At 51.0% G+C, this 24,389-nt stretch carries 23 protein-coding genes and 1 pseudogene; 5 read left to right on the forward strand and 19 right to left on the reverse strand.

From position 1 onward, the window contains the following. Positions 1-28: 28 nt before the first annotated feature. The 19 genes and pseudogenes from LN341_RS06935 to LN341_RS07025 form a co-directional block, all read right to left on the reverse strand. Positions 29-994, reverse strand: a complete 966-nt coding sequence (locus LN341_RS06935) for a flagellar motor protein MotB (RefSeq protein ID WP_234204510.1) — start codon at positions 992-994, stop codon at positions 29-31. Continuing rightward, positions 994-1,851 carry a flagellar motor stator protein MotA gene (gene motA / locus LN341_RS06940; RefSeq protein WP_234204511.1) on the reverse strand — a complete coding sequence of 286 codons (858 nt, stop codon included), beginning with the start codon at positions 1,849-1,851 and terminating at the stop codon, positions 994-996. Before motA ends, LN341_RS06935 begins: the two co-directional genes overlap by 1 nt. 15 nt (positions 1,852-1,866) lie before the next feature. Further along, positions 1,867-2,595 (reverse strand): FliA/WhiG family RNA polymerase sigma factor, encoded by a 729-nt coding sequence (locus tag LN341_RS06945; protein ID WP_046220733.1) that lies wholly within the window; start codon positions 2,593-2,595, stop codon positions 1,867-1,869. Positions 2,596-2,602: 7 nt separating this feature from the next. Then, entirely contained in the window at positions 2,603-3,076 is a 474-nt protein-coding gene (gene fliL / locus LN341_RS06950) for a flagellar basal body-associated protein FliL (protein WP_046220732.1), read from the reverse strand. A 15-nt stretch (positions 3,077-3,091) separates the two neighbouring features. Next, positions 3,092-4,198, reverse strand: a complete 1,107-nt coding sequence (locus LN341_RS06955; RefSeq protein WP_234204512.1) for a flagellar hook-length control protein FliK — start codon at positions 4,196-4,198, stop codon at positions 3,092-3,094. Then, positions 4,198-4,503, reverse strand: a complete 306-nt coding sequence (locus tag LN341_RS06960) for a hypothetical protein (RefSeq protein ID WP_052729973.1) — start codon at positions 4,501-4,503, stop codon at positions 4,198-4,200. The genes LN341_RS06955 and LN341_RS06960 overlap by 1 nt, the downstream gene beginning before the upstream one ends. Next, positions 4,496-4,885, reverse strand: coding sequence for a flagellar export chaperone FliS (fliS, locus tag LN341_RS06965; protein ID WP_234204513.1), 390 nt, complete (start codon positions 4,883-4,885; stop codon positions 4,496-4,498). Before fliS ends, LN341_RS06960 begins: the two co-directional genes overlap by 8 nt. An 11-nt stretch (positions 4,886-4,896) precedes the next feature. After that, on the reverse strand, positions 4,897-6,237 hold the full coding sequence (gene fliD, locus LN341_RS06970) for a flagellar filament capping protein FliD (RefSeq protein WP_234204514.1): 1,341 nt from the start codon (positions 6,235-6,237) through the stop codon (positions 4,897-4,899). A 417-nt stretch (positions 6,238-6,654) separates the two neighbouring features. Further along, positions 6,655-8,181: pseudogene (locus tag LN341_RS06975) on the reverse strand (M28 family metallopeptidase). Between the two features lie 545 nt (positions 8,182-8,726). After that, positions 8,727-9,683, reverse strand: a complete 957-nt coding sequence (locus LN341_RS06980) for a transposase (RefSeq protein WP_234204515.1) — start codon at positions 9,681-9,683, stop codon at positions 8,727-8,729. 297 nt (positions 9,684-9,980) lie between these two features. Further along, the gene (lafA, locus tag LN341_RS06985; RefSeq protein WP_234204523.1) at positions 9,981-10,907 is read right to left on the reverse strand and encodes a lateral flagellin LafA; all 927 of its coding nucleotides are present in this window, start codon (positions 10,905-10,907) and stop codon (positions 9,981-9,983) included. A gap of 518 nt (positions 10,908-11,425) precedes the next feature. Then, entirely contained in the window at positions 11,426-12,232 is an 807-nt protein-coding gene (locus tag LN341_RS06990; RefSeq protein ID WP_234204524.1) for a hypothetical protein, read from the reverse strand. After that, positions 12,225-14,318: a flagellar biosynthesis protein FlhA gene (flhA, locus tag LN341_RS06995; RefSeq protein WP_046220725.1), complete on the reverse strand. Its 2,094-nt coding sequence runs from the start codon at positions 14,316-14,318 to the stop codon at positions 12,225-12,227. The genes LN341_RS06990 and flhA overlap by 8 nt, the downstream gene beginning before the upstream one ends. Positions 14,319-14,339: 21 nt before the next feature. After that, complete coding sequence (gene flhB, locus LN341_RS07000; RefSeq protein WP_234204526.1) at positions 14,340-15,467, reverse strand: flagellar biosynthesis protein FlhB; 1,128 nt, start codon at positions 15,465-15,467, stop codon at positions 14,340-14,342. Continuing rightward, the gene (gene fliR / locus LN341_RS07005) at positions 15,464-16,243 is read right to left on the reverse strand and encodes a flagellar biosynthetic protein FliR (RefSeq protein WP_046220723.1); all 780 of its coding nucleotides are present in this window, start codon (positions 16,241-16,243) and stop codon (positions 15,464-15,466) included. Before fliR ends, flhB begins: the two co-directional genes overlap by 4 nt. Next, positions 16,243-16,512 carry a flagellar biosynthesis protein FliQ gene (gene fliQ, locus LN341_RS07010; RefSeq protein ID WP_027252354.1) on the reverse strand — a complete coding sequence of 90 codons (270 nt, stop codon included), beginning with the start codon at positions 16,510-16,512 and terminating at the stop codon, positions 16,243-16,245. Before fliQ ends, fliR begins: the two co-directional genes overlap by 1 nt. 9 nt (positions 16,513-16,521) lie before the next feature. Further along, the gene (gene fliP, locus LN341_RS07015) at positions 16,522-17,298 is read right to left on the reverse strand and encodes a flagellar type III secretion system pore protein FliP (RefSeq protein ID WP_046220779.1); all 777 of its coding nucleotides are present in this window, start codon (positions 17,296-17,298) and stop codon (positions 16,522-16,524) included. 2 nt (positions 17,299-17,300) lie between these two features. After that, a complete protein-coding gene (gene fliN / locus LN341_RS07020) occupies positions 17,301-17,699 on the reverse strand; it encodes a flagellar motor switch protein FliN (RefSeq protein WP_046220778.1) in 399 nt (132 codons plus the stop codon). Positions 17,700-17,728: 29 nt separating this feature from the next. Then, positions 17,729-18,544, reverse strand: coding sequence for a FliM/FliN family flagellar motor switch protein (locus LN341_RS07025; RefSeq protein ID WP_234204528.1), 816 nt, complete (start codon positions 18,542-18,544; stop codon positions 17,729-17,731). A gap of 516 nt (positions 18,545-19,060) precedes the next feature. On the opposite strand from LN341_RS07025, the gene LN341_RS07030 reads away from it, so the two are divergent. The 5 genes from LN341_RS07030 to LN341_RS07050 are packed head-to-tail and all read left to right on the forward strand — an operon-like array spanning position 19,061 to position 24,388. Continuing rightward, positions 19,061-19,945 (forward strand): OmpA family protein, encoded by an 885-nt coding sequence (locus tag LN341_RS07030; RefSeq protein WP_052729972.1) that lies wholly within the window; start codon positions 19,061-19,063, stop codon positions 19,943-19,945. Next, the gene (locus LN341_RS07035; protein WP_046220721.1) at positions 19,945-21,309 is read left to right on the forward strand and encodes a sigma-54 dependent transcriptional regulator; all 1,365 of its coding nucleotides are present in this window, start codon (positions 19,945-19,947) and stop codon (positions 21,307-21,309) included. The genes LN341_RS07030 and LN341_RS07035 overlap by 1 nt, the downstream gene beginning before the upstream one ends. Before the next feature lie 18 nt (positions 21,310-21,327). Continuing rightward, complete coding sequence (gene fliE / locus LN341_RS07040) at positions 21,328-21,678, forward strand: flagellar hook-basal body complex protein FliE (protein ID WP_046220720.1); 351 nt, start codon at positions 21,328-21,330, stop codon at positions 21,676-21,678. Between the two features lie 3 nt (positions 21,679-21,681). Beyond that, complete coding sequence (fliF, locus tag LN341_RS07045) at positions 21,682-23,382, forward strand: flagellar basal-body MS-ring/collar protein FliF (protein WP_200896196.1); 1,701 nt, start codon at positions 21,682-21,684, stop codon at positions 23,380-23,382. Next, on the forward strand, positions 23,360-24,388 hold the full coding sequence (locus LN341_RS07050) for a flagellar motor switch protein FliG (protein WP_046220719.1): 1,029 nt from the start codon (positions 23,360-23,362) through the stop codon (positions 24,386-24,388). Before fliF ends, LN341_RS07050 begins: the two co-directional genes overlap by 23 nt. Position 24,389: the final 1 nt, after the last annotated feature.

Here is a 24,389-nt window from a genome sequence, read left to right on the forward strand (position 1 = left end):
GGGATAACCCCTTTGCCGGTTTTATACACTAAGACGCCTTGATGTAGTCCTGACGAATCACAGGCTGATTGAATTCCGCTTTCTCACGGGCCTGCTGTAACACCGGGCCATCATCGTGGCTTGGTGCCCCTTTGAACAGTGTTTCCACCATACGTGCTGCCACGGAAGTGAGGACAAACAGTTCAATGCGCCGGTTTTCACTGGCTTCCGGTTCTTCAGGATTCAGAGGCGCGCGGTCTGCCATGCCGGCAACCTGCAACACATGGTTTTCAGGTGCACCGCCAGCGATCAGGGTCTGACGAGCAACGTTGGCGCGTGAAGCGGACAGTTCCCAGTTCGACTTTTCGCTGAAGGTGCCGCTGTAACGAACTGCATCCGTGTGGCCACTGATAATCAGCGGATTCTGAATTTTATGGAAGATAGGGGCCAGTGCCAGCAATAAATCTTCAAAGAAAGGTGTCAGTTCACTGCTGCCCCGGTGGAACATGTTCTGGCGGAAGTCGTCCTGCAAGACGATCCGCAGCCCCTGGGGTGTCACATCGACATGCACATTGCCTTCCGCTGAAACCTGTTTTGCAAGCTCTTCAACCACTTGCGCCAGCACTTTCAGCTGCTCCTGCGTTTCATACGTGCCCTGAACCAGCGCATCGGTTTGCGAACCATCGCCATTACCGTCGTAGAAGGAGGTAACAGTCACAGCAGCATCGTGCGAGCTGAGGTCTGCTGCTTCACCACCCAGATCAATCGGCGACAGGCTGGTGGACGTATTAAAAGGATTCCCAGAACCCTGGTCGAATAAACTGGAGCTGTTGAGATAAGCCACGATCGCTTTACGCTCTGTTTTGTCGACAATGGCCAGGATCCACAGCACCAGAAACAGCGCCATCAGGGCTATCATGAAGTCGGCAAATGCGACTTTCCATGCCCCGCCATGACCTGCTTCATACGAGTTCCGGCGTGCTCGTTTGATGATGATCTGATCGTGCCGTTGCATTATGCCTCCTGCTCAGACAGCCATTTTTCCATGTCATTGAAGCTTGGCTTCACATCGAGCTGAATGTGTTTACGGCCAGCATCTATCGCCAACAGGGTCGGTTTTTTGGCCACATAAGCAACCAGCGTGGCGCGGACACATTCAAAGGCGGTCATATCACGCTTCACTCGTTGCGACATGGCATTACTGGCCGGGTCAAGCACACAGTAACAACCGAAAATACCGAGGAAGGTGCCAACGAGCGCGGCGGCAACTTTATAGCCAATTTGCGCAATAGAACCGTCGATGAACTGCATGGTGATAATGATGCCCATCACAGCCGCCAGAATCCCGAAGCCAGGCAGGGCCTCAGCAGTGCGGTGCAGTGAACGTGAAGGCAGCAGAAGATCGTCTTCAATAGCCATGATTTCCTGCTCCAGCAGGGCTTCGAGCTCATGGGGAGACATCTGGCCCATGGCCATTAAACGCAGGTTATCGGTAATGAAAGCCACCAGGTGGCTGTCGTCTTTGACCAGCGGGTAACGTTCAAAAATCTCGCTGTTCTGAGAATCTTCAATGTGACTGTCCAGTGACTTGAAACCGCCGTTGCGTATGGTTTCCAGCAGGAGTTGCATCAGACCCATCAGCTGCATGTAATATTCTTGTTCGTTTTTGCGCGGCTTCATGATCTGACGAAGCTGAATCCGCATTTCACGAATCACATGCGGTGGGTTACCGATGATGATAGAACCCAGTGCGGCACCGGTAATAATGAGAATTTCAGCCGGTTGCCAGATGGCCATCAACGTACCGCCGGCCCATAGGTAACCGCCGAAAACACACAACAGAATGACGATTGCGCCGGTAAATTTTTGCATGTCAGTTTGCTCCTATCAGCAAAGATATTGATTCAGTTGTTTCAGAGCCTGCTTATGAAGCTGGCATACACGAGGCGGTGTCAGGTTGAGCACCAGTGCAATTTCGTGCAGGTTCATATCATGTTGATAGAACAGGGTCAGCAGCAGCTGTTCGCGTGGCTTGAGCTTGCCAAGCGCGGCAGACAGGGTCCGGCGGATATGTTCATGACGAACCGACTCGCCGCCATCATGGTTCATCGAGAAATCAGAACCGCTTTCAAGCAATTGATCCAGGCTTTGCATTTCGCTGGCCATGGACGCGTTCAGACGCTGCAGATAGTCGGCCTGGTCAGTCCCCAGGGCTGCGATGATTTCGGCCTCAGATGGCTGGCGGCCGAGTTTTTTCATTAAGTCGCGGGTTACGTCATTCAGCTCATGGGCCTGTTGACGGGTTTGGCGCGAGCGCCAGTCAAGACGGCGCAGCTCGTCGAGAATGGAACCGCGGATCCTGCATACGGCAAACGACGGAAAATTCGGGTCTTCCACGTTACCGTAACGACGGCCTGCTTCGAGCAGTCCCATCAGACCAATTTGCTGCATATCTTCCAGACTGCAGTGGGTGCTGACATGACTGCGTAGCTGATTGACAACACGTTTGACTAAGATCAGATGATCACGGATCAGCTTATCTTCGTTCACGGCCGGGCTGTTACGCCCGGTGTCGTGTTTGTTTTCGTACTCTTCAGTCGGGTTGATATCTAGCATAGGCGCCTCACTGAATCACATATTTGGTCAGCAATACATTGTCGATGGCGCGGGCATAACGTGTCTGACTGAAAGCGTTCAGTAACGTCCCTTTGACTTCATCCTGAAGCTCTTCAATCGTCCGCTGGTTCTGCAGTTGCTCATAGGTTTTATTGCTGAAGAGTTTGAGCAGGGCATTACGGACAACTGGCATATAGTTATCAATCCCTTCAATTGCTTCCGCATTCCGTGTTTCCAGCGCCAGTTCCATCATGATGAAGTGCGTCTGACGCTCGCCTTTCACCGACAGAACCAGTTTTTCCAATGGATGGAATACAGGATCGACATTCTCAGGTTGGCTGAAGGGGAGACTGAAACTGGCACCGCCTTCGCCCTGATGACTTTTGACGTACCAAAGGGTACCGCCAACACTGGCCGCTGCGACCAGTACGCTGGTGATCAGCATGATGATAATGATCAAGACGAGATTACGCTGGGACATGTAAATGGCTCCTCATCAGGCTCTGGTGGATAACCAATGGCCTGAATCTGTTGTTGTTATCTGGCTGTCATCAGCCTGATTGTTGGCAAAAATAACGGGTTGTGAGTCTTCTTCAGCTTGCGCTTGTTGCTGACCCTGACGGCCATCGCCGACATTGACATCAACATGAACAAAGTTTTGTTCTTGTAACTCCGCTCTCAATCGCTCGGATACCTGAACCAGCGCATCTCGGACGGCAGACTGGCTGGCGTGGATTTGTACATTGAGGCGATCACCATCCAGACGAACGGTTAAATCCAGCTTGCCCAGATCCGGTGGATCCAGTCGAATGCGTGCTTCCTGCAAATTCTGGCTGGCCTGCATTTGTACTCTGTCCTGCAGCACCTGAATCATTTGTTCTCCCCATTTACCCTGCTGGCCCTGAGGCAATTTAACGCTGGCCCATTCCACAGGAGCCGCAGCGTTAGGGGCCTGTTGGGATGAGGCGGATTGCACAGGAGCGGAATTCGCCGCACCGTCTGCAGACAATCCTGCGATCAGCGTTTGCAAAGAAGGTGCTGCACCTGCGGCTCGGTTTTCAAACGATCCGGAAAACGCGGGATCAAGCTGAACCGGCGACTGGCCGCGTTGCTGCAGCAGGGCGGTCAATCGTGCGTTGTCACCCGGTTGCGCGCCGTTGGTCTGGCTGTCAGTCAACATGGCCGGTGTTGTACCTGTGCCGGATGCCATTAAGCGCGTTTCTCGCATGCCGGTATTCCCGGACGCTGACATGGCGCTTTCTGCAGTACTGACAGCCGCTCCGGGCATCCCGGTATTGGTTGCCGAGTTTGCGCCAAGCTGCTTCTCGGCCTGGGCCAGCAGATTGGCAATGATGTCCGCCGCAGCTGCCGGAGACAGTGCCGGATTGTTATCCGTGTACTGCGCTGGGTGCGAGGCAGAGTCGGCCGTATCAATGGTCTCGGCAATGGTGGCTTCCTGTGATTCAGTGGCGGCATTGGACTGCAGCGTGTCGCCGAAGCTGGAGACAGTGCCATCATTGGCCGGTTTGACTTTGCCGGACAGTTTGTCCGGCGACTCGCTGTCACCGTTAGCCAGTTTGGAATGTGAGACAATCGTGTTCATTAAAGCTCCATATTCATGGCCATTTGATATGCCAGAAGTCCTTCTTTTCCTTCACCGACGGCATTCATGTCTTGCTGTAACTGCTCTTTCGCTGCATTGACTGCAGCGATGGCTGTCTGATGACTGTTTTTCAGATGGGCAAGCGCCTGAAGATAATCTTCAGTAAGCTGCGTGCCTTTCAGGTTCCGCAGTACTTTTTGTAACGTCTGGTCAAGTTGCTGAAGGCGATCCCAGTCGCTCTCAGCCACGGTACGGTCAAGGTGCTGCCTGAGAGCCACAAGCTGGCTCAGGGTGATGTTAGGCATGCTGACCAAAACCTTCCCATCCTTCACGGACATTTGTCATGACGTTTTCGACGGTCACCAGATGCTCGATTTTGTTGTGGGAGCTGGCCTTAAAGAGCTCGCTGATGCAAAACTCGTAAAGGTCGTGAAGATTGGCCGCCAGTTCGCCGCCCGCTTCTACATCCAGTGCACTGTCGAGGCCAATCAGGATGTTCATGCACTTACTGATGCCTTTTCCTTTGGCTTCCAGACGCTTGGATTCGATATGACCTTTGACCCGGACGATTTCATCCATCAGGCCGTCAATCAACATGATCACCAACTGGTGAGGGTTTGCTGATGCGGCCTGGGCATCCAGATCGACGCTTTGATACGAATCAAAGCCCGAGTTTTGCATTAGCATGGGTCGCTCCTTTAAATTGCGAATAAACTGCTTGTTTGATTCATTTGTGTCATCAGCTGGTTCATCTGAGTGAATTGGGCAAGATAACGGTCGTATGTCATCTGGTATTTACGCTCGAGATTAGACAGCTTGTCATCTATACGGCCGATGTTTTGCTGAAGGCTGTCTTTACGGCTTTTGAAGACACCATCCGAGAAGGACAGATACGGTTTAATTGCAGCTTCCAGTGAATCGAAAACTTGATCGGTCCCGTTGAACATCTCACTCAGTGCGGCCGGATCGGCTGCCTGGGCGGCTTCGAACTTGTCATTGTCGATTGTCAACTTGCCATTACGATCAAAATTGATTCCCACCGAAAACAAGCTCTGGCCGTTGTATGACTGACGGAAGATACTGCTGATCTGGTTTTCCAGAGACCGAATCGTCCCGTCACCGGCCAGCACGCCACGCTTTTCATCTTCAGAGCCAGTTTTGGTGTATTTATCAATTTCAGTCATCAGCGCGTTATATGCATCGACCATCTTGTTCAATTGCTCAGTAGTGGCTTCTTTATCAGCGCCTACAGTGATGCCGATGGGCTGATCACCACTGGTTTGTGCTTTAGAAACGGTCAGATCAACGCCGTCAATCACACCCTCAAAGGTATTGGCGCTGTTGGTCAGTTTCAGGCCTGTACCTTCTGCACCCAACCAGATCACTGCATCTTTCGGTGTGCTGATATCCGTGCTGTTGGCAAAGGCATTTTCGAAGTTTGCATCACCTGTCCCCGTCACGCTGACGGACACTGTATTGGCGACACCGGTTTCCTTGCCGGATAACATGAAATGGGTTTCGCCGTTGGCACGAACTAAACTGGCGTTCACTCCGGGGTTGTTTTCATCATTGTTGATGGCGGCAGCCAGTTCCTGAAGGGTTGCAGTGCCATCGTTGTCTGTGTCCACGGTTGTCAGATCAAGGGTCATGGTATTGCCATCCATCGAGATGACCATGCTGCCTGTGGCTGGAATGGCACTGTCGGCTGTGGTGCCGGCGCCTAGATCAATCCCCATCTGATGCGAGGCCGCAACTTGTTCAACAAAGATCTGATATTCACCTGCCAGTGCACTGGCATCGACACTGGCACTGATATTGCCTTCCTGTGAGAAAGTGGCCCCATTCTTGACAACGCTGTCATTCAGACCATTCATCTCTTCGACTGCAGTCCGGAATGTCCGTAGGGCAGTTTCAATTTTGCCATAGGCCAAAATCTGGCTTTGGTACTTGTTAGACTGTGTCTGATAGCGTTGCTCAAATGGCTGAACCTCATAGGTGGCCAGCTGTGTTGCCATACTGATCGGATCGATGGAACTCATGGAAAAACTCCTATATTTAGGACTACTAAAGCAATTAGTGTGCCACTATATTAATTGATTGAAATGATTAGGGTTGTCATGGTTTTTCCTCACAAAGCGGAAGCAAGATTTCCGATCAGGTTTCCGCTTTATCTTCCGTCTGACAGTGATTGCTTCCAGACGGAAACTGCTCCGTTTCAGCAGAAAATAGACAGGTAAAGCCAATTCGCTTTGCAGGATCATCTTGTGATCGATGCAACAATCCCTATGAAGTAGGGCGGCGAATCGGTTGGGGTCATTAAGAAGCGCAACGGGAAAACAGGGACGGGGAGAGCGTTAACAATTAAGAACCGGAAACCCGATAGATTCCGGTAACTTTGGTGCGGTTAAAATATCAGGGGGAAACATCCCCCCCTGATACTGGTATGTCAGTGCAGACTACTGAGTAGAGGCTTCAAGTGTTACACCAGAGAATTGGCGATAGCCATCCAGCATAATAGAGTATGTGCCTGGGGTTGCCCCGGCAAAGGTACAGACTTCGTTATTCCCGTTCCGGTACGGTCGGCAATCCCAGTTTTGTTTGCTGGCCTCCGAGCCAAACGTCACATACAAATCGACATCCCCCGAACCGCCGGATGTACTAATTTGCAGTGTTTTCTGTGCTGGCAGTTCGAAGCTATACCGCACCTGACTGCCTGTTGCACCGGACAATCCGTTCACTGGTTCGCCATCTTTGAGCACGTTACCTGTCGGCGGCGGGGTTCCGCCTGTGGCATTGGCCATTTCAATGGCGTAGGCGAGGCCCAGCTTGGTGAACTTCACCGCATGAGAACCGGTGGGATCTGAGTTCTGTAGTGTGTCGTTTGGTGTGTGAATCATCGGGTTGTAGTCATTGAATTTTGCTTCAAAGGGCATGGCAGCAGAAAACCCGGCTTTATGCCATGAAGCGTGATCTGAACAGGCATAGCCGCAGGTGTCGAACCCGTAGGTTAAACTTGGCAGATACTCGTCAACCAGCTGGCTGAGAAAGGTGGTCAGATTGCTGTCTGTGTAATCCGTGATAAACACAATATCTTCTACCGAGCCCTGATAGTTGGTCATGTCCAGCTGCAGCGCAGAGATAACCTTTTTGCTTTCCGCTTTATATTGGTTGGCCAGATCCTGAGATCCACGTAATCCCACTTCTTCCGCAGCATAAGCCATAACGGCAATGCTGCGTTTCGGCTGGAAATTGTTTTCCGACAGCACGCGAATAATTTCCGTGACGCTGGCAATGCCGGATGCATCGTCATCGGCGCCGGGCGCAATACTCTGCTCATTGGTGTGAGAGCCGATGGTGGAGTCCAGGTGACCGCCCAGTACGATTCATTCATCCGGTTTTTCTGAGCCTGTTATCGTAAAGACAACCGATTTCTGGTTGTAACCAAAGTGCGACACTTGCTTGACGCTTGCATTGGGCAGTGACGCGCTCAACGAACGCCATTCACTGGCCAGCCAGTCCGATGCCTGCGCACCGGAAGTGGTGGTATAAAAACGGTTGATGAAGCTGGTCAGTGAAGTAATTGTACCGGTAATCGCCTGTGAGTTGACCTGAGGCAGCCAGGCGTTGACTGTGTCTTGCTGGCTGATCACTGGCATCGAAAAAGTAGCGAGTGACTGCGGCATATTACTGGCGGCAATGGCACTTTCCGCCGAAGAATGAACCATGTAACCGCCGCAGCGCTGATGGTCCTCGTGCATGTGGTGCGATAACTCAGCCAGCTGGCTGTAGTCCACTTGTCCTACCCACACTGGCCCGCTGCTGGCCAATGATTCTGGTAATAAAGCTTGTGCTTTGTGCTGCATGACAGATTTCACTGTCTGGCTGGCATCCGACCCGATGGAAATCCAGACTTTGTCTTCGGCATACGCCTGAGAGCAGACTGCTGAAATGAGTAAAGCCAAATACGTTGTTGTGTTTTTCATTTTCTCCTCCCTGGAGATTGTTATGAAACCAACAAAACGTAGGCCAGTTTGAAGGAAAAGCGAAATTATCCTTTTGCATCAGTGTGTAACGCAGGGTTGTCATAAAATTATCAATAAGGAATTTAGCGCCGTCTGGGAAAGGAGTCTTCATAATAAACTTCTTAGTAACTGTCTTTAATTGACGTTATACGCAGAAATTTAGGATAGATATGGAGAAATATATTGTTGATATGGATTGATATTAGATTTCAATTTTGCGAGCTATGCAACGCTAGTTAGGAATTAAAGGGACAGACATCTCAACTAGCAGCAGTAGAAGGACGGTCCTTTTTGATCGGTCCTTTTTGATCGTCGCTTCTGGTCACAGGTCTGATTTGGTCTTGATGCTACCAAGTAGCTGCCAAAGTGACTTTAAGGTGCTGAGTTACCGTGTTTTTTGTTAGTTACAGTGGATTTTTGTTGCTGGCATGGCTTTCAGGAGAGCGAGATCGTACGCATTACGTTCAGTATGTTGTATGAAGAGGAGACGGAGTGGCGTGCATAGATTATGGAATTTGTAAGGCGGTTCGTCGCTGTCTGTTAAACAGGAGGAGTGCGGTTTGAATTGCAGCATCAGAACCAACGAGAGTACATTTTTCTATCCTGGTACAAACTGTTAGCCACGCCCCGGCCTCAATGCCCAGCCGCTCAAGAATAGAAAGTTGGGCTGATTGGATGTGTCCGGATGTATCTCCCCTGATTTGACGTCCTGTCCAGTCAACCAGTTCAAGATAATCTGCCAGGTAAAATGGTAGTCCTTCTGGCGTAGCATCGCTCGGATTACCGGCGAAGGGAAAAAGTGATGGGGCCGTGACCTGCTCTTTACGCAACGATTTTATACGTGCTCTGACCGATGTGAAACGGGAGGTTTCTGGTGTGGCTGCAATACCGGCTCGGATGGGGTTGAGATCAACGTATGCCATCGCAGCAGCCAAGGCTTTTTCATCCAACAGCGCCTGGCTTTTGAAGCGTCCTTCCCAAAAGTGGCCCGTGCAGTTATCTTCACGATTGGCCGCACTTGCTATGTATTGATTGAGCAAACGCATGAACCAACTGATGGAACAGAGTCTTTCCCGCCAGGTCTGGATGAGGGTCAGGCAGGCTTTTTGCTCGGTCTCAGATAAGCTTTCGCTGTTTAAGAATCGCTGAACCAGCACGGGAGCACGATGTAAGGTGAGCCATCGCTCAATGACTTCGTGATTCGATAAGCGATAGGCCTGCTCTTTGTTGATATGCAGAACGACATGGTAATGATTGCTCATGATGGCGTAAGCACAAATATCCACACAGAATACGGTAGCAATTCGTTTCAAGCGTTTTTCGACCCATGCTCGCCTGTGTTCATAGCTGGTTTGGGTCAGTTCGTCATACCCGCACAGAAATGAACGCCGAACACAACGAGAAATACAATGGTAATAAGGCGTTGCTTCTACATGAATGAGTTGACTGCGTGCTGTTGTCATTGGTAATGATTGATTTGTACTGGATGGATTTACAGTATCTGTATTTGATCGTAGACGAAAGGGATAAGTTCAGAATTTCGGGTCAGGTATGAAAAGCATGAAATTGATGAGGTTGTCTTTTTCTTAATGTGTCTGTCCTTGTCAGGGTGCTGCTTCGTAATATGCCTGTCCTTCTAGGGGAAAAGCGCCAATATCGTTCAGGGGGACGTTCAGGGGCAGGAGACAAAAAAAGCCCCGAACATCGGGGCTTTGAACATTGGAGTGACTTTGGCTAGGTATCTGAGACTAATCCGTTGATTAGCGCAGCAGAGACATTGCCATGCCAGACAGCTGGTTCGTTTGAGACAGTACAGAAGTACCGGCCTGCATCAGCATCTGGTTCTTGGTCATGTTAGAGGTTTCAATTGCAAAGTCAGTATCAGTGATACGGCCTTTAGAAGCTGAGGTATTCTCAACCATGTTGCCCAGGTTAGTGATGGTGTGTTCCAGACGGTTGATGTTGGCACCCAGAGTCGCACGGGTAGAGCCCAGCAGACCTAGCACACCGCCATCTGCAGCTGTACCGACAGCAGCACCTGTTGAGTCAGAGTTGCTTGTCAGGGCATCCATCATATTTTGAGGGCTATCACCTGCACCAGCAGCTGTAAAGTCAATCGCTTTAGCTGCAGTAGCAAAAGTTTTGATTGCTGTGATATCAGCGGTGATAGTAGAACCACTAACAGTCGGGGTTGCGCCACCTACAGCCAGTGTCTCATTGGTTGTTGAGCCGATTTGCAGCGTAAAGCCTGTAGCCAGTGCACCGCCCGCATCCAGCAGGTTTTGTCCACCAAAGTTAGTGTTAGCAATAATGTTTTCCAGCTCTGCGCCCAGTTGCTGGAATTCACTTGTCAAAGCAGCTAAATCTGAATCTGAGTTAGTACCATTGGCAGCTTGCGTAGCAAGATCGTTCATACGATAGCCAATGTTTGTCATCTCATCCATGGCACCTTCAGCTGTTTGCAGCATAGAGATGCCATCTTGTGCGTTACGCTGTGCAACAGACATACTGCGAGTTTGAGCTTCCAGACGGCTGGAAATTTGCAGACCAGCTGCGTCATCAGCGGCAGAGTTAATACGGTAGCCAGTCGCCAGACGCTCCATGGCTTTGTTCAGCATGTTACCTGTGCCGTTCAGGGTGTTTTGCGTAACCAGAGATGCGTAGTTGGTGTGCATTGATAGAGCCATGAAAATTCTCCTAAGTATTGCTTCTTTATATTGGTTTATATCGGCACACAAATCAGTTTGTTGTTCTGTGTGGCCGTTATTCCTACTCGCTAATATGAGGCGGAAGAGGCTCTGAGAACATTAATCAGAAAAGTGAAAAAAAATGATTTTATCTTGATGTTTAGCGGTTTTTTTTCTGGTTAAAATGATAAAAATTAATTCAAAATCAATAACTTGATTTTTATATGGAATGCTAAAATAAATTTTGAAAAATTTGCTGAATTCATCGTTTTCAGCGGTAAAAGCCATGGTCTGAGGTTTCAATCTTATTAAACCTGGCGATGAAATAATCAGCTAAGGTGCTGGTTAGAGTAAATGGTCTACAGCTGAATGAGTGAAAGATTCAGAAAAGAGCCAGTTAAGCGGGAGCAAAGCGATGTGATCGAGATTCAATCATTGGCGGGCAAGGTCAGAAAGAAAAACGCCAGCTGAAGTGCTGGCGTGGTCAATACTCGCGCTGAAAAGAATCGTTTGAGTGTCTATTGAACGAGTTTAAATTTTCTCGGTGCCGAAAAAGAGGTGGGGATGTCGCTGATGTACCCGAAATAATACCCTGCACCAAGACGGCGAAAACGAACCAGATCGTACTGAGTGGCAACCCGTCCGGCGACAAACTCGACATGGCATTGTCTTAAAAAGCGGATGACCGGCAGCAAACCTTGCTTAAATGTCGCGTCTTCATTGAACTGGGCAATTTTAATGGCTGCCGGCGAATACCGCTCCAGCAGAGGGAGATAGGCGGTTGGCAGCCTGATATCAACCCAGTAAGCCGGACAGACACCGTGTAACCAGCCCAGCAATTGGCCCAGTTGCTCTGAATCCAAACCGGGCTGGAACAGCTGAATGCAGGGCACCACGTCCCGCATCGCCTGGTGATGATGTTCAAACAGAGAAGACAGAAAATGCTGGCCGGGTTCCCATTTCAGTAAGGTTTCCACCTGCAGGGGAACGACCAGCGGATTGATCAGGCTGGCATGAATGGTTTCCTGCTGAAATTTGATGTGCCTGACCGCCAGCAGCAGCCCGAACAGATCCAGTGCATAACGCATTTCTTCAGACAGATCGAAACGGTAGACACTTTGTTCGTTATTGCTGCCGAACCGTAAAGTGAGGTGCTGGAATGTGACCTCGTTGGTTTCTGTGTGTCTGATCGGCTGACAGACATGACGGATATCATTGTGCTGCATGGCCTCAAGCAGAATGTGATCATCCGGAGTCCGGGCCGCCTGAATCAGCAGCCCGCGTGCATGCTCGCCTAACGCGGCATCGGTAAACAACTTAGCCAAGGTTTCCTACCACATTAATTTGCTTGTGTTCTGGAATCTCATTATATGACAAGACCGCCAGACCTTGTGCAAATGTACGCGCATAACGTGACAGAAGTGGCCGAAGTTGTGGCATCACCAGCAGAACCGGGGGCAGATTTTGCTGCTTCAGCTGCTGTTTGACTAATGGCAGGTTTTGCTGGAATTGCTGGAGAATATTGGGTTCCACCGGAAAACTGTCCAGCATGACCTGGCCGTTTGATTGTGCCTGTTGCAGAGATTTCAGCAAAATCTGCTCCAGGTCATCAGACAAGGTATACACATTCAGGTCTTTGCGGTCACCGTTGATCAGATTGACCAAAGTGCGGCGTAAGCTGCATCGTACATCAGCGGCCAGCAAAATCGGATCTTTGGTGTTTTCCGCGCTGTCGAGCATGGTGTTGGCAATGGTGCGGATGTCTTTGACCGGCACCTGATCCTGTAACAACTGACGGAACACCTTGAGTTGTTGCGCCGGTGTCATGACATTGCCCAGTGCCTCGGCCAGTTTCGGGGCCTGCAGCGACAAGCGGTGGAGCATGTTGTCAACATCGTCGTGCGTGAACAGATCGGCCAGGTTGTTTTTCATCACTTTGCTCAGGTGCGTCGCAATGACGGTGGCATCATCAATAACCTGGTAACCCATATTCAGTGCTTTGGCTTTATCGCCGGGCTCAATCCAGACGGCCGGTAACTGATAGGCCGGGTCTGTCCCCAGGATGCCGTCAATATCACCATAGGTTTCACCCACAGCAATGGCCATCAGGCGATCCGGTTCAATTTCACCCTGTTCGACGATTTCGCCCTGAACGGCAATGGTGTACTGATTGGGACGCAGGCTGAGGTTGTCCTGAATACTGACTTCGGGCAACAGATAGCCCACTTGCTCAGACAGGGTTTTACGAATGCCACGGATCCGCTGCGACAGCGGGGCACCCTGATCTTTATTGACCAGATGAACCAGGCGGAAACCCAGGTGCAGCGACAGGCTCTGAACATGCGGAATATCATCCCAGGCCAGTACCTGCTCGCTTTCACGGCGCATGGCATAGCCAAGTTGTTCAACCTGTTCCAGTTGATCGTCATGAGTGGGCGATTTGAGTTGCCGCCAGCCGGAATAGGCCAGGACAGCAGCGAAGGCATAGAACGCCAGATGCGGCATGCCCGGTACACTGCCGACAATCGCCATAATCGCCGCTGCGGTGAACAGAGTGGCAGGGGTTGCCAGCAGCTGATTGCGCATCGACTCAGCCATATCATCATCGCTGTCATTAACACGCGTCACGATAATCGCCGCAGAGGTGGCCAGCAGCAGGGACGGGATCTGGGCAACCAGGCCATCACCAATCGTCAGCAGAGCGAAAGTTTTGAACGCATCAGCGCCTGTCATGCCGTATTCGAACACGCCGATACTGATACCACCAATAATATTGATGAACAGAATCAGCAGACCGGCGATGGCATCACCACGGACAAACTTTGACGCACCGTCCATTGAACCGTAGAAATCAGCTTCGTTCGCAATTTCTTTCCGGCGCTGTTTCGCGCGTTCCTGATCGATCAGACCGGCGTTCAAATCGGCATCAATGGCCATTTGTTTGCCCGGCAGGGCGTCCAGGGTGAATCGGGCTGCGACTTCTGAAATACGCTCGCCCCCTTTGGTGATCACCACAAAGTTGATGATCATCAGAATGACAAACACCACCATACCGACGACATAGTTACCGCCGATCACCACTTCACCAAAGGCCTGAATGACTTTACCGGCTGCATCGCCGCCGTTGTGACCTTCAAGCAGAACGACCCGGGTTGACGCCACGTTCAGGGTCAGACGCAACAGTGTCGCGACCAGCAAAATGGTCGGGAAGATAGAAAAATCCAGCGGCCGCTTTGCCGTGGTACTGACCAGCAGCACCATGATCGCCAGCACGATGTTGAAGGTGAACATGGCGTCCAGCAGCATAGGAGGCAGAGGCAGCATGACCATGGCCAGTATCATGAGCAGCGCAAGCGGTATGCTGATCGTGCTGCGCTTTAAATGGTTCAGTTTAGGTAGCCTGTTTAACATGGGTTTGATCTCTCTCCTGCCTTAATACTGTAAGTGGCGTGGAATCGCAAAAGTCGGTAATGCCTGTGGTTTGCCGCCTTTCCCGGAACGGAAAGCTTTCAGCTGCATGACATAAGTCAGAATGTGTGCCACGGCGATATACAGCTGGTTCGGCACCGCCTGTTCCAGCTGAGTGGTATGGTAAATCGCCCGCGTCAGGGGCGGAGAATTCAGTATTTCCACCTTGTTTTCACGGGCAATGCGCTGAATATGCAGGGCCATTTCATCGACCCCTTTGGCAACCACAAAAGGAGCATCGTACAGAGCCGGATCATATTTGATGGCAACGGCATAATGGGTTGGGTTGGTAATGACCACATCCGCCTGAGGGACGGTTTTTTCCACTTTACGTCGCGCGAACTGCTGCTGAATCTGGCGGATCCGTTGTTTGACTTCCGGCCGGCCTTCGTTGTTTTTGTATTCTTCTTTGGTTTCCTGTTTGGTCATTTTCAGCTGTTTTAAGTGTTCCCAGCGTTGGTAGGGCACATCAAGCAAGCCAAAAATGATCAGCGCAACGCCCATCAGCAGCACGCCATGAAAAAGGATACTCATGACGGCGACAACCCCCTGACGTAAAGGCAGGCTCTGCATCGCCATCAACTCAGCCAGATGATCGTCGAGATAGAGGTATAACAATAAGAAGATAACGGTCACTTTGAGGGTTGATTTCAGCAGTTCAACCAGCGAGCGTACCGAAAACATACGTTTGATGCCGGCAATCGGGCTGATCTTCGACAATTTGGGCAGCACACCGGCAGGGTAGAACAGCCAGCCGCCCAGCAGCAGACTGCCCGCGATAGCCGCTATCAGTATCACCGCAAACAAAGGCAGCAGCAGCTCGATCAAAATCGCCAGGCTTTGCCCCATATGTTCAATGCCTTGCCAGGGTGACTGCAGATCTTCGCGGGTCAGTTGCATGTTGAAGCGGAACACACCGCTGAGCGCATCCCAGATGGCCTCAAGCTGAACCGAGAAAAAATACACCACAACGATAAAAATCACCGCGGCGGTGAGATCTTTGGCCCGTGGGATCTGCCCCTGCTCTCTGGCTTTACGGATTTTCTGGGGCGTGGCTTTTTCTGTTTTGTCCTGCGTACTCTGGTCACTCATAGGCCGTTTCCTGCAACATAATAGGTCAGCTCCTGCAAGGTGGTATGCACAAACTGGGTATAGCGGCTGGGTACACCGCTGATAGCAATGAGAATACTGAACAGGCCCAAAAGCATGGTCATCGGAAAGCCTAAGGCGTACACGTTCAGGCTGGGTGCGGCCCGGTTCATGACGCCAAAACTGATATTGGCGAGCAGCATGGAAACGATGGCAGGTAAGGCCAGCGCCAGTGCCGAGGCGAACATCCAGCCGACCATGGACATAATCTGGTGCAGCGTCGCTTCACTGATACCTGAACCTACAGGCCAGACATGAAAGCTCTGGACCAGAATATCAATCACGATCAGATGGCCGTCCAGTGCCAGAAAAAGCAAGGTGCTGAACATCAGGAACAGGCGACCGAGCAGGGCGACAGACATGCCGTTCACCGGGTCATTCATGATCGCCATGCTCAGGCCCATCTGCATCGAGACAATCTGCCCGAGCATGGTCATGGTGTTGAACAACAGGTGAATGATAAATCCGAAGAACACTCCCCAGATCGCTTGCTCGAAGGCGAGCACCAATGCTTTAAGGGAAAGGGGATCGACAGCTGGCATTGCCGGCATCAGCGGTGCAATCAGAATGCTGATCGACAGGGCAAAAAGCAGTCTGATCCAAATCGGTATAGCGCCGTCGCCAAAAAAGGGCATGGCCACGAGCGCCGCACCGAGGCGGAAAAAAGGCCACCAGACTTGCCCCAGCCAGGCTGTGATTTGCGCGAATGTCAGATCCATCAGCCAATCATTCCCGGAATGTTATGGAACAGATAAGTGAACAGGTCGACGAGTTTTCGGATCATCCAGTGGCCGGCGAAAATGACCATCAGCAGGGTGACCAATAAACGCGGAAGAAAACTCAGGGTTTGTTCATTAATCTGTGTTGCCGCCTGAAACACAGCAATGAGCAGGCCGACAAGCAGCCCCGGAATGACCAGTACAGTGACGATGGTGATGATCATCCACACGGCATCTGAAAACAGGGTAACAGCGAGTTCCGGTGTCATGATGTTCTCCTACCCGAAACTGGCTGAGAGTGTGCCAACCGTCATCGCCCAGCCATCTGCCAGCACGAAGATAACCAGCTTGAACGGCAACGAAATGATCAGGGGTGACAGCATCATCATCCCCATCGCCATCAAGACGCTGGCAACCACCAGGTCGATAATCAGGAAGGGAATAAACAACATGAAACCAATCTGGAATGCCGTTTTCAGCTCACTGATAACAAAAGCGGGTAACACAACTGCAAAAGACAGATCTTCAGCGTTTTGATTCATGGGCTCATTGGCAATGTGCAGCATCTGTTCGAGCGAACTTTGCTGGGTTTGCTTGAGCATGAAATCTTTGACGGGTTTTTCTGCAACTGCAAAGGCATCCATCAGTGTCATCTGGCCTGCGTCATAAGGCTTAAAAGCGTGTTCATAGACGTCTGTCCACACCGGACGCATGATGAGCAAGGTTAACGCCAGCGCGATGCCGACCAGCACCCGGTTCGGCGGGCTTTGCTGCAAACCGAGTGCCTGACGCAAGATGGCCAGAACGATGATAATCCGGGTAAAGCTGGTGGCCATCAGCAGGAAAGCAGGCAAGAAGCTCAGCGCCGTCATTAAGAGCAGCACCTGCAGCTTGACGCTGTATTCCTGATTGGCGGCCCCATCAGACACTGTCATCAGCGTCAGGCCACCGCTTTCCGCTGCAAATACCGGATGTGAAAACAGAAGAAAGACGAGAAAACCGGTGATACATAGCCCGCCTGCGCGGGCTACTCGGAAACAGGTACTGCGGAGCATCATCAGGATTCCACGGAGTTAAGCGGCGAATCCACGATGTCGATCAGGCGCAGACCATATTTATCATTCACCACAACGACTTCGGCATGGCCCATCAGCGATCCATTAACTTTGACATCCAGTGGCTCACCGTTCAGTTTATCCAGCTCAATCACGCTGCCTTCGCCGGCTTTCATCAGCTCACCCAGCGACACTTCAGTACTGGAGACTTCCAGCGTGACCGTCACGGGAATTTTTTTGAAGAAGTTGATATCGCGAGCCGGCACGTCATCGAAAGGGATAAAGGGCGAGCTGGCAGCGTTCTGTGCAGGCTCAATGTCATCATCCAGCTGGTCCAAATCCAGGTCATCAAAGTTCAGATCGTCTTCGCTGAATGCGTTTACGTCTGTCATCTCATTCATATCAGTCATGTTTCAATCCTGTCATCGTGTTATTTATCTTTAAGAATCAGAACGAGCTGGCCGTCTTTATCAGCCACGCATCCGTTAAATAAATGTTCCTGTCCGATACGCACAGGGACATTGGTGAGCAGATCAATGTTCAGCACATCATCAGGGCGCAGTTTAAGTACATCATCCAGCGGCATTTTTTTCTGGCAAAGCGTAGCGTGAAGCTGAACCGGCGTATTTTCCAGCGCAAGCCTGAAATCATCGCTCAGTTGATGATTGGTCTGAAATGCCATGTCATCCATCAGCACCTGAAGCATGCTTTCGTCGAAATACAGTCGGAATTCGGCCACTTTTTTTCGATAAGTCACGGTAAACGTGGCCAGTAAGCCAACCCCGTAATGGATGGCATCGTCTGTCAGCTCCCACGCCTTTTCATCGGCCATCAGTGAGCAGAACCGCTGGAGTAATCGCTGCTGAAGGCGCAGGTCACTGGCCGTCAGCGAGGAATGCGCGTAGCTGGTATCGCTGCGATCGATATCGGCGTTGTAAAACTTATCTGACAGCGCCAGCAACAACCGGGTATCCAGTTGCGCTTCGATTAGCCCGCCAGCTTCATGCCGGATAACAGAGGCATGGCTGCTTTGCTCAGTGGCATCCCGGCTGGATAGTTGAATGTCAGCCAGTTTAATGGTCAGATTTTTGTCTTTTACCCAGCGTTGTAAATCCTGGGTAATTGACGAATCTGCCTGCGAAAAGATTTTCTGCAATTCTTCCCGGATGACATGGATTGGGCGCCCTAAATGTTCAACGTTCAGTGTGGGGAAATGTTGAGCACTGTTTAACTCAATTTTTTTCATATTGGCATATCCGTCAGAACTCATATGCAACTTATTAACGGTTGCGAATTTAATTTACTTCTATTTTGGTAAAACCACTATTAGTTTCGCTAAGTCTAGCCTGAGCTATTTCCTGTGTTTTAGTTATTGATTTTGAATTTGTGACATTAGTCCACATGTTGATTATATCTTCATTTATAGGGTTTTCTTATATATGAATTGATGAGACTTTTATGGCCGCCTTTGAAATGCTCAGTGTTTTATAGGTTTTTTACGCCACAAGTAGCTGTTTTTGAAGCCATATCAAAAAAACCATTCCGACTGGTAGGATGTCGATAAGGTGTCAATTTCGTGTCAGGTTGGCGTCAAATATAAATTGAATCAAGATCACTTTTATTTATTAAAGGTGATTTTGAGCAAGAAACAAAAAATATATAAACAACAAAACCAATTTGGCTGTTTAATATTTTGTGGCTAGGTTGGATATTATGATTAGAAATGAATTTTGGTTTTTTCCAAAATCTGAGAAGGGTAAAAATGTACATTTCATTTATTAAGAAATACACATTCTTATTTATTGCTCTTGCGGCAGGCTCAGTTGAAGCAAAGCTTGTTTCAACACCGATGGATCTTGTCGAGTGGAAATACCAAGGCGACAAGTTTCACTGTTCATTAAATCAGCAGGTGAATAATTTTGGTCAGGTGAGCTTTATTGCAGATGCAGGAGAAACGCTGACGCTGGAAGTGAAGCCGCTGCGTCCTGTGGTTCAGTTTCAGTCTGCAGGTCTCTATCTGCAGGATGGTCCTTGGGTCGTGACACCCAAGCAGACATCACTGAGTCCGGGTAAGCAGATCAGCCCGTCAACAGTGAAGTTCACTCAGGCAGTAGATGCACTGCTGGATGGTATGACAGCCGGTCAGTGGGCGCGGGTGGCAATGATTTATCAGAACAATAACACCCCGGTCGACCTGTTGTTGTCGAGTGTCAATATGGCGCCGGCATTGGCTGATTTCACGCGCTGCCGTTCTCGCTTACCGGCGATGTCGTACAAGCAGGCTCGCGATATGGTGTTCCAGTTTGAGTTGGGCCAGCGAACCGTTACGGCTGAGCAAAAAGCCACGCTGTTAAATCTGGCTGAATATATTCGCCTGGATACCTCAGTCAATCAGGTGCTAATTGACGGCCATACCGATAATGTCGGTTCAACGCTGGGTAATGTTCAGGTCTCCAAAGTCCGTGCCGATGATGTGGCCAGTTTTCTCCGGGAAGCCGGTGTGAAAGACGGCCTGATTCAAATCAGGGCACATGGTTCCCGCTATCCGATCGCGAATAATGACACAGCGAAAGGACAGTCACTTAATCGTCGGGTAACAGTCCGTGTGATGCGTGCTGGCAACAATGATGAAAGCAGGGTTCAGTAATGATTACGAAGACAATTCAGTTCATTGAACCGGACAGGCAGCAGGCTCAGCAAGTGATTCAGGTGCTGGAGCAGGCGGGCTATCAGGTAGATTATCTGACTTCAGGCAAAGCCGGTTTGCAATCACGCCAGGCGGCGATCACCCTGGTCAGTTCCGCGCTGCCGGATATGTCACTGACCGAATGGGTCCGTTACAGCCAGACTGTTGCTGATACCCAGCAGCGCCGGATTGCCATTGCGATTGTGGACCAGCACGAAGGCTTGCTGGCGGCGGAAGCGATGAAAGCCGGTGCGACCGATTACCTGTTAAAGCCATTCGAGCCCAGCCAGTTGCTGAGCCTGATTGCCCGGGTAGAAGCGCTGCAAAAACCCATGTCTGACATCGTGGCGGAATCCTGGCGCAGTAAGCAGATTCTGCAGCTGGCCCATCGTGCAGCCTGTACCCATGCCAGTGTTCTGATCACCGGCGAATCAGGGACAGGCAAAGAAGTGCTGGCGCGCTATGTTCACCAGCAGTCACCGCGCAGCAAAATGCCGTTTGTTGCGGTGAACTGTGCCGCTATCCCGGAATCCATGCTTGAAGCTGTGTTATTTGGTCATGTCAAAGGGGCCTTTACCGGGGCAACCGGCAGCCAGAGCGGCAAGTTCGAAGAAGCGAACGGCGGCACCATCTTACTGGATGAAATTGCCGAAATGTCGCCGGCGCTGCAAGCCAAATTACTGCGTGTGCTGCAAGAGCGCGAAGTGGAGCGTGTGGGCAGCCATAAAACCATCAAGCTTGATATCCGGGTGATCGCTGCCACCAACAAAGATCTGCGCGTTGCGGTGCAGGAAGGCGTTTTCCGGGAAGATCTTTATTACCGTCTGGATGTGTTACCGCTGCACTGGCCACCGCTTCGCGAGCGCCCTGAGGATATTCTTCCGCTGGCCGATTATTTTATCGATAAATATCAGCAAGGCAGTGCCTGCCAGCTTTCCGGGGATGCTCAGCAAATGATGATGCAGTACCACTGGCCGGGCAATATTCGCGAGCTGGAAAACGTGATCCAGCGTGCACTGGTGATGAGACACGGCGACTTTGTGACGGCCCAGGATCTGATGTTGCCGGTCGACAGCAGCAAGATTCAGGCGATCAAACCTGAATATATGCCGGCATCGGCGGGCAGCGCAGGAACAGAGCAGGGCCATATCGGCGCGAAGAAACAGGCCGAATACCAGTATGTGCTGGACGTGCTGAAACAGCATGAGGGTAACCGAACACTCACAGCGAAAGCGCTGGGTGTGACGACAAGGGCTTTACGTTACAAATTGGCGGCAATGCGTGAGCAAGGCATTGATATTTCGCAAATTGGCTCAGCAGCCTAACGATCAGGAGACACAAATATGCTTGCGACGAATCTGACGCAGACCACCACCGCCCAGCAATTAATGCTGGATAAAATGCAGCTCATGCAAGCTCAGGCTGAACAGGACATCACTGTGAAAGCCAATCCGTTAGACCAGCAGGTGAAACCTCTGGCTTTCTCTTCAGCCATGACGCAAGTGCTTGATCTGGTCAACGGCCATCAGGCTGCGGCGAGTGCGAAAATGACGGCGGTTGAAACCGGGAAAAGTGATGATCTGGTTGGCGCCATGATTGCCAGTCAGAAGGCCAGTTTGTCTTTTTCTGCCTTGATGCAGGTCAGAAACAAAGTGGTCGGTGCGTTTGAAGATGTAATGAAAATGCCGGTATAAATTATGACCATGATTACTCAAGCAACAGCGGCGGAACTGACCGCATCTGATAATTCTTTGTTAAACCGGGCGAAGAACGCCTGGTACAGCAGCCAGCGTAATCTTGTCTTGTCTGCCGCGCTGGCGGCTGTGGTGGCTGCCATCATTGTGGTTGCACTCTGGACTTCAACGCAAAGCTATCGTCCGCTCTACAGCCAGCAGGAACGTTTTGATACCAGCGAGATTATCTCGGTACTCGAAGCGGAAGGCATTCCATACCGCTTACAGGAAACCAACGGCCAGGTGCTGGTCGAAGACGGCAGAGTCGCTGAAGTGCGTATGTTGCTGGCTGCCAAAGGCGTGAAAGCCAAACTGCCGACCGGGTTAGAAACCCTGCAGACCGATTCGGCGCTGGGAACCAGCCAGTTTATGGAAACCGCCCGTTACCGCCACGGTCTTGAAGGTGAGCTGGCCCGTACCATTATTTCCCTCAATGCCGTCAATAATGCCCGTGTGCATCTGGCAATTCCCCGTCAAACCTTGTTTGTGCGCCAGAATACAGAGAAGACCACGGCCTCTGTGATGGTGGAGCTGAAGCCGGGTGAAGATCTCAAACCTGAACAGGTCGAAGCAATCGTCAATCTGGTGTCGGGCAGTGTGACCGGTATGACGGCAGAGCACGTCTCTGTGGTGGATCAGTTCGGTCGTTTACTGAGCGCAGACATCGGCTCAGAAACCTCCGGCCGGATGAACACCAAATACCTGGAGTATCAGAAGAATCTGGAGAAGCAGGTCATTCAGCGTGCTTCAGATATGCTGACGCCGGTGCTGGGCCCGAGTAACTTCCGGGTGCAGGTTGCGGCCGATCTGGATTTCAGCCGCATTGAAGAAACCCGTGAAATGGTGGATGACAATCCGGTCGTTCGTTCAGAACACAGTATTGAGAACAACTCCACCGATAAAATCGCTTTAGGGGTACCGGGCTCTCTGAGTAATCAGCCTCCGACTGTGGAAGAAGAGGGCGATGCGGAAGCACCGAAGAACACCAGCGAGCGCTCTGAAGTGAATCGTCAGTATGCCCTGGGCAGCAGTGTCCGACATACCCAGTACCAGCAGGGGCAAATCAGAAAACTGAATGTATCGGTCTTGCTGAACAATGCGGTCGCACCCGATGGTACCGCCTGGGATGAGGCGCAGAAAGCCGAAATCAGCCAGATGATCTCTGAAGCGGTCGGTCTGAATGCCGAGCGTGGAGACAGCCTGAGCCTGATGAGCTTTAACTTTACGCCCGTGAACATTGAGCCGGTTGCGCCGATGCCCTGGTGGCAGGATACCGCGCTGCAGCAGCCATTGCGTTACATCATCGGCGGCGTGCTGGGACTGGCGATGATCTTTTTTGTCCTGCGTCCTTTGATTCGCCACCTGACCGGCGTCGATAAAGCGCGTCAGGAAATGGATATTGCAAGCTTGCCTGACAATATTCTCAGCAAAGAGCTGGATGAACAGGCGCAAGAGAATGAACTCAATCGACGTCTGTCCGACAGAGGCCTGAGCCATACCACCAACGGGCTGGATGCCGATGCTGAAATGATGCTGCCGCCTTCCGGTTCGCCGCTGCACATCCAGCTGAAACATCTGACATTAATTGCCAGCGAAGAACCACAGCGCGTTGCTGAAGTCCTCAAACAATGGGTAAATGGAAATGAGCACAACCGAGACAACTAATCCGGCAGACATGCAAACGTTGAGCAGCGTGGATAAAACAGCGCTGGTTTTGCTGGGCATGGGAGAAGATGCAGCCGCTCAGGTTCTGCGTTATTTCTCACGCGATGAAGTCCAGCGTGTGACCCGCTCCATGGCAAAACTCACTGGTATCAAAAGTGAGAACGCCAAGGTCGTGATTCAGCGGTTTTTCGATGATTTCCGTGACCACAGTGGTATCCGCGGCGCGTCGAAAGATTATCTGTCGAATACGCTGTCGAAAGCCCTGGGCAATGATCTTGCCAAAGGCGTACTGAACAGCATTTATGGTGACGAGCTGCGAAATAACATGCAGCGTCTGCAGTGGGTCGATACCGACGTCATCGCAAAATTTATCAGTCAGGAACACCCACAGATGCAGGCCATTTTCCTGGCTTATCTGCCACCGGAAACCTCGTCTCAGGTGCTGGCGAAACTGCCATCAGAACAGCATGATGAACTGATTTACCGCGTGGCCCGTCTGAGCGAAATCGATCATGAGATTGCCAAAGATCTGCATCAGCTGATTGATCGCTGTATTCAGCAGGTTTCGGGCGGTCAGGGCGCATCGGTACTGGGGGCCAAACAGGCTGCCGACATTATTAACCGCTTCGAGGGTGATCGTGCTCAGCTGATGGAAATGCTGAAACTGCATGACGAAAAAGTGGTCAGTGAAATCGAAGAAAATATGTTCGACTTCGTGATTCTTGCCCGTCAGCGTGAGGCCACGATGGATCGTCTGATCCAGGAAATCCCGCTCGACTTGTGGGCAACAGCGCTGAAAGGGGCAGAGCTCAAGCTGCAAATGGCCATCAAACAGTCCATGCCGCAGCGTATGGCCAACTCGCTGGATGATGAAATGGCCATGCGTGGTGCGATGCCATTATCGCGGGTCGAAAGGGCGCGACAGGATATTATGCAAGTGGTTCGTGAACTGGCCGATGCCGGTGAAATCGAGCTGAGCCTTTATCAGGAACAAACAGTGGAGTAAG

This window comes from Photobacterium sp. TLY01, from assembly GCF_021432065.1.
Lineage (GTDB): Bacteria > Pseudomonadota > Gammaproteobacteria > Enterobacterales > Vibrionaceae > Photobacterium > Photobacterium halotolerans_A.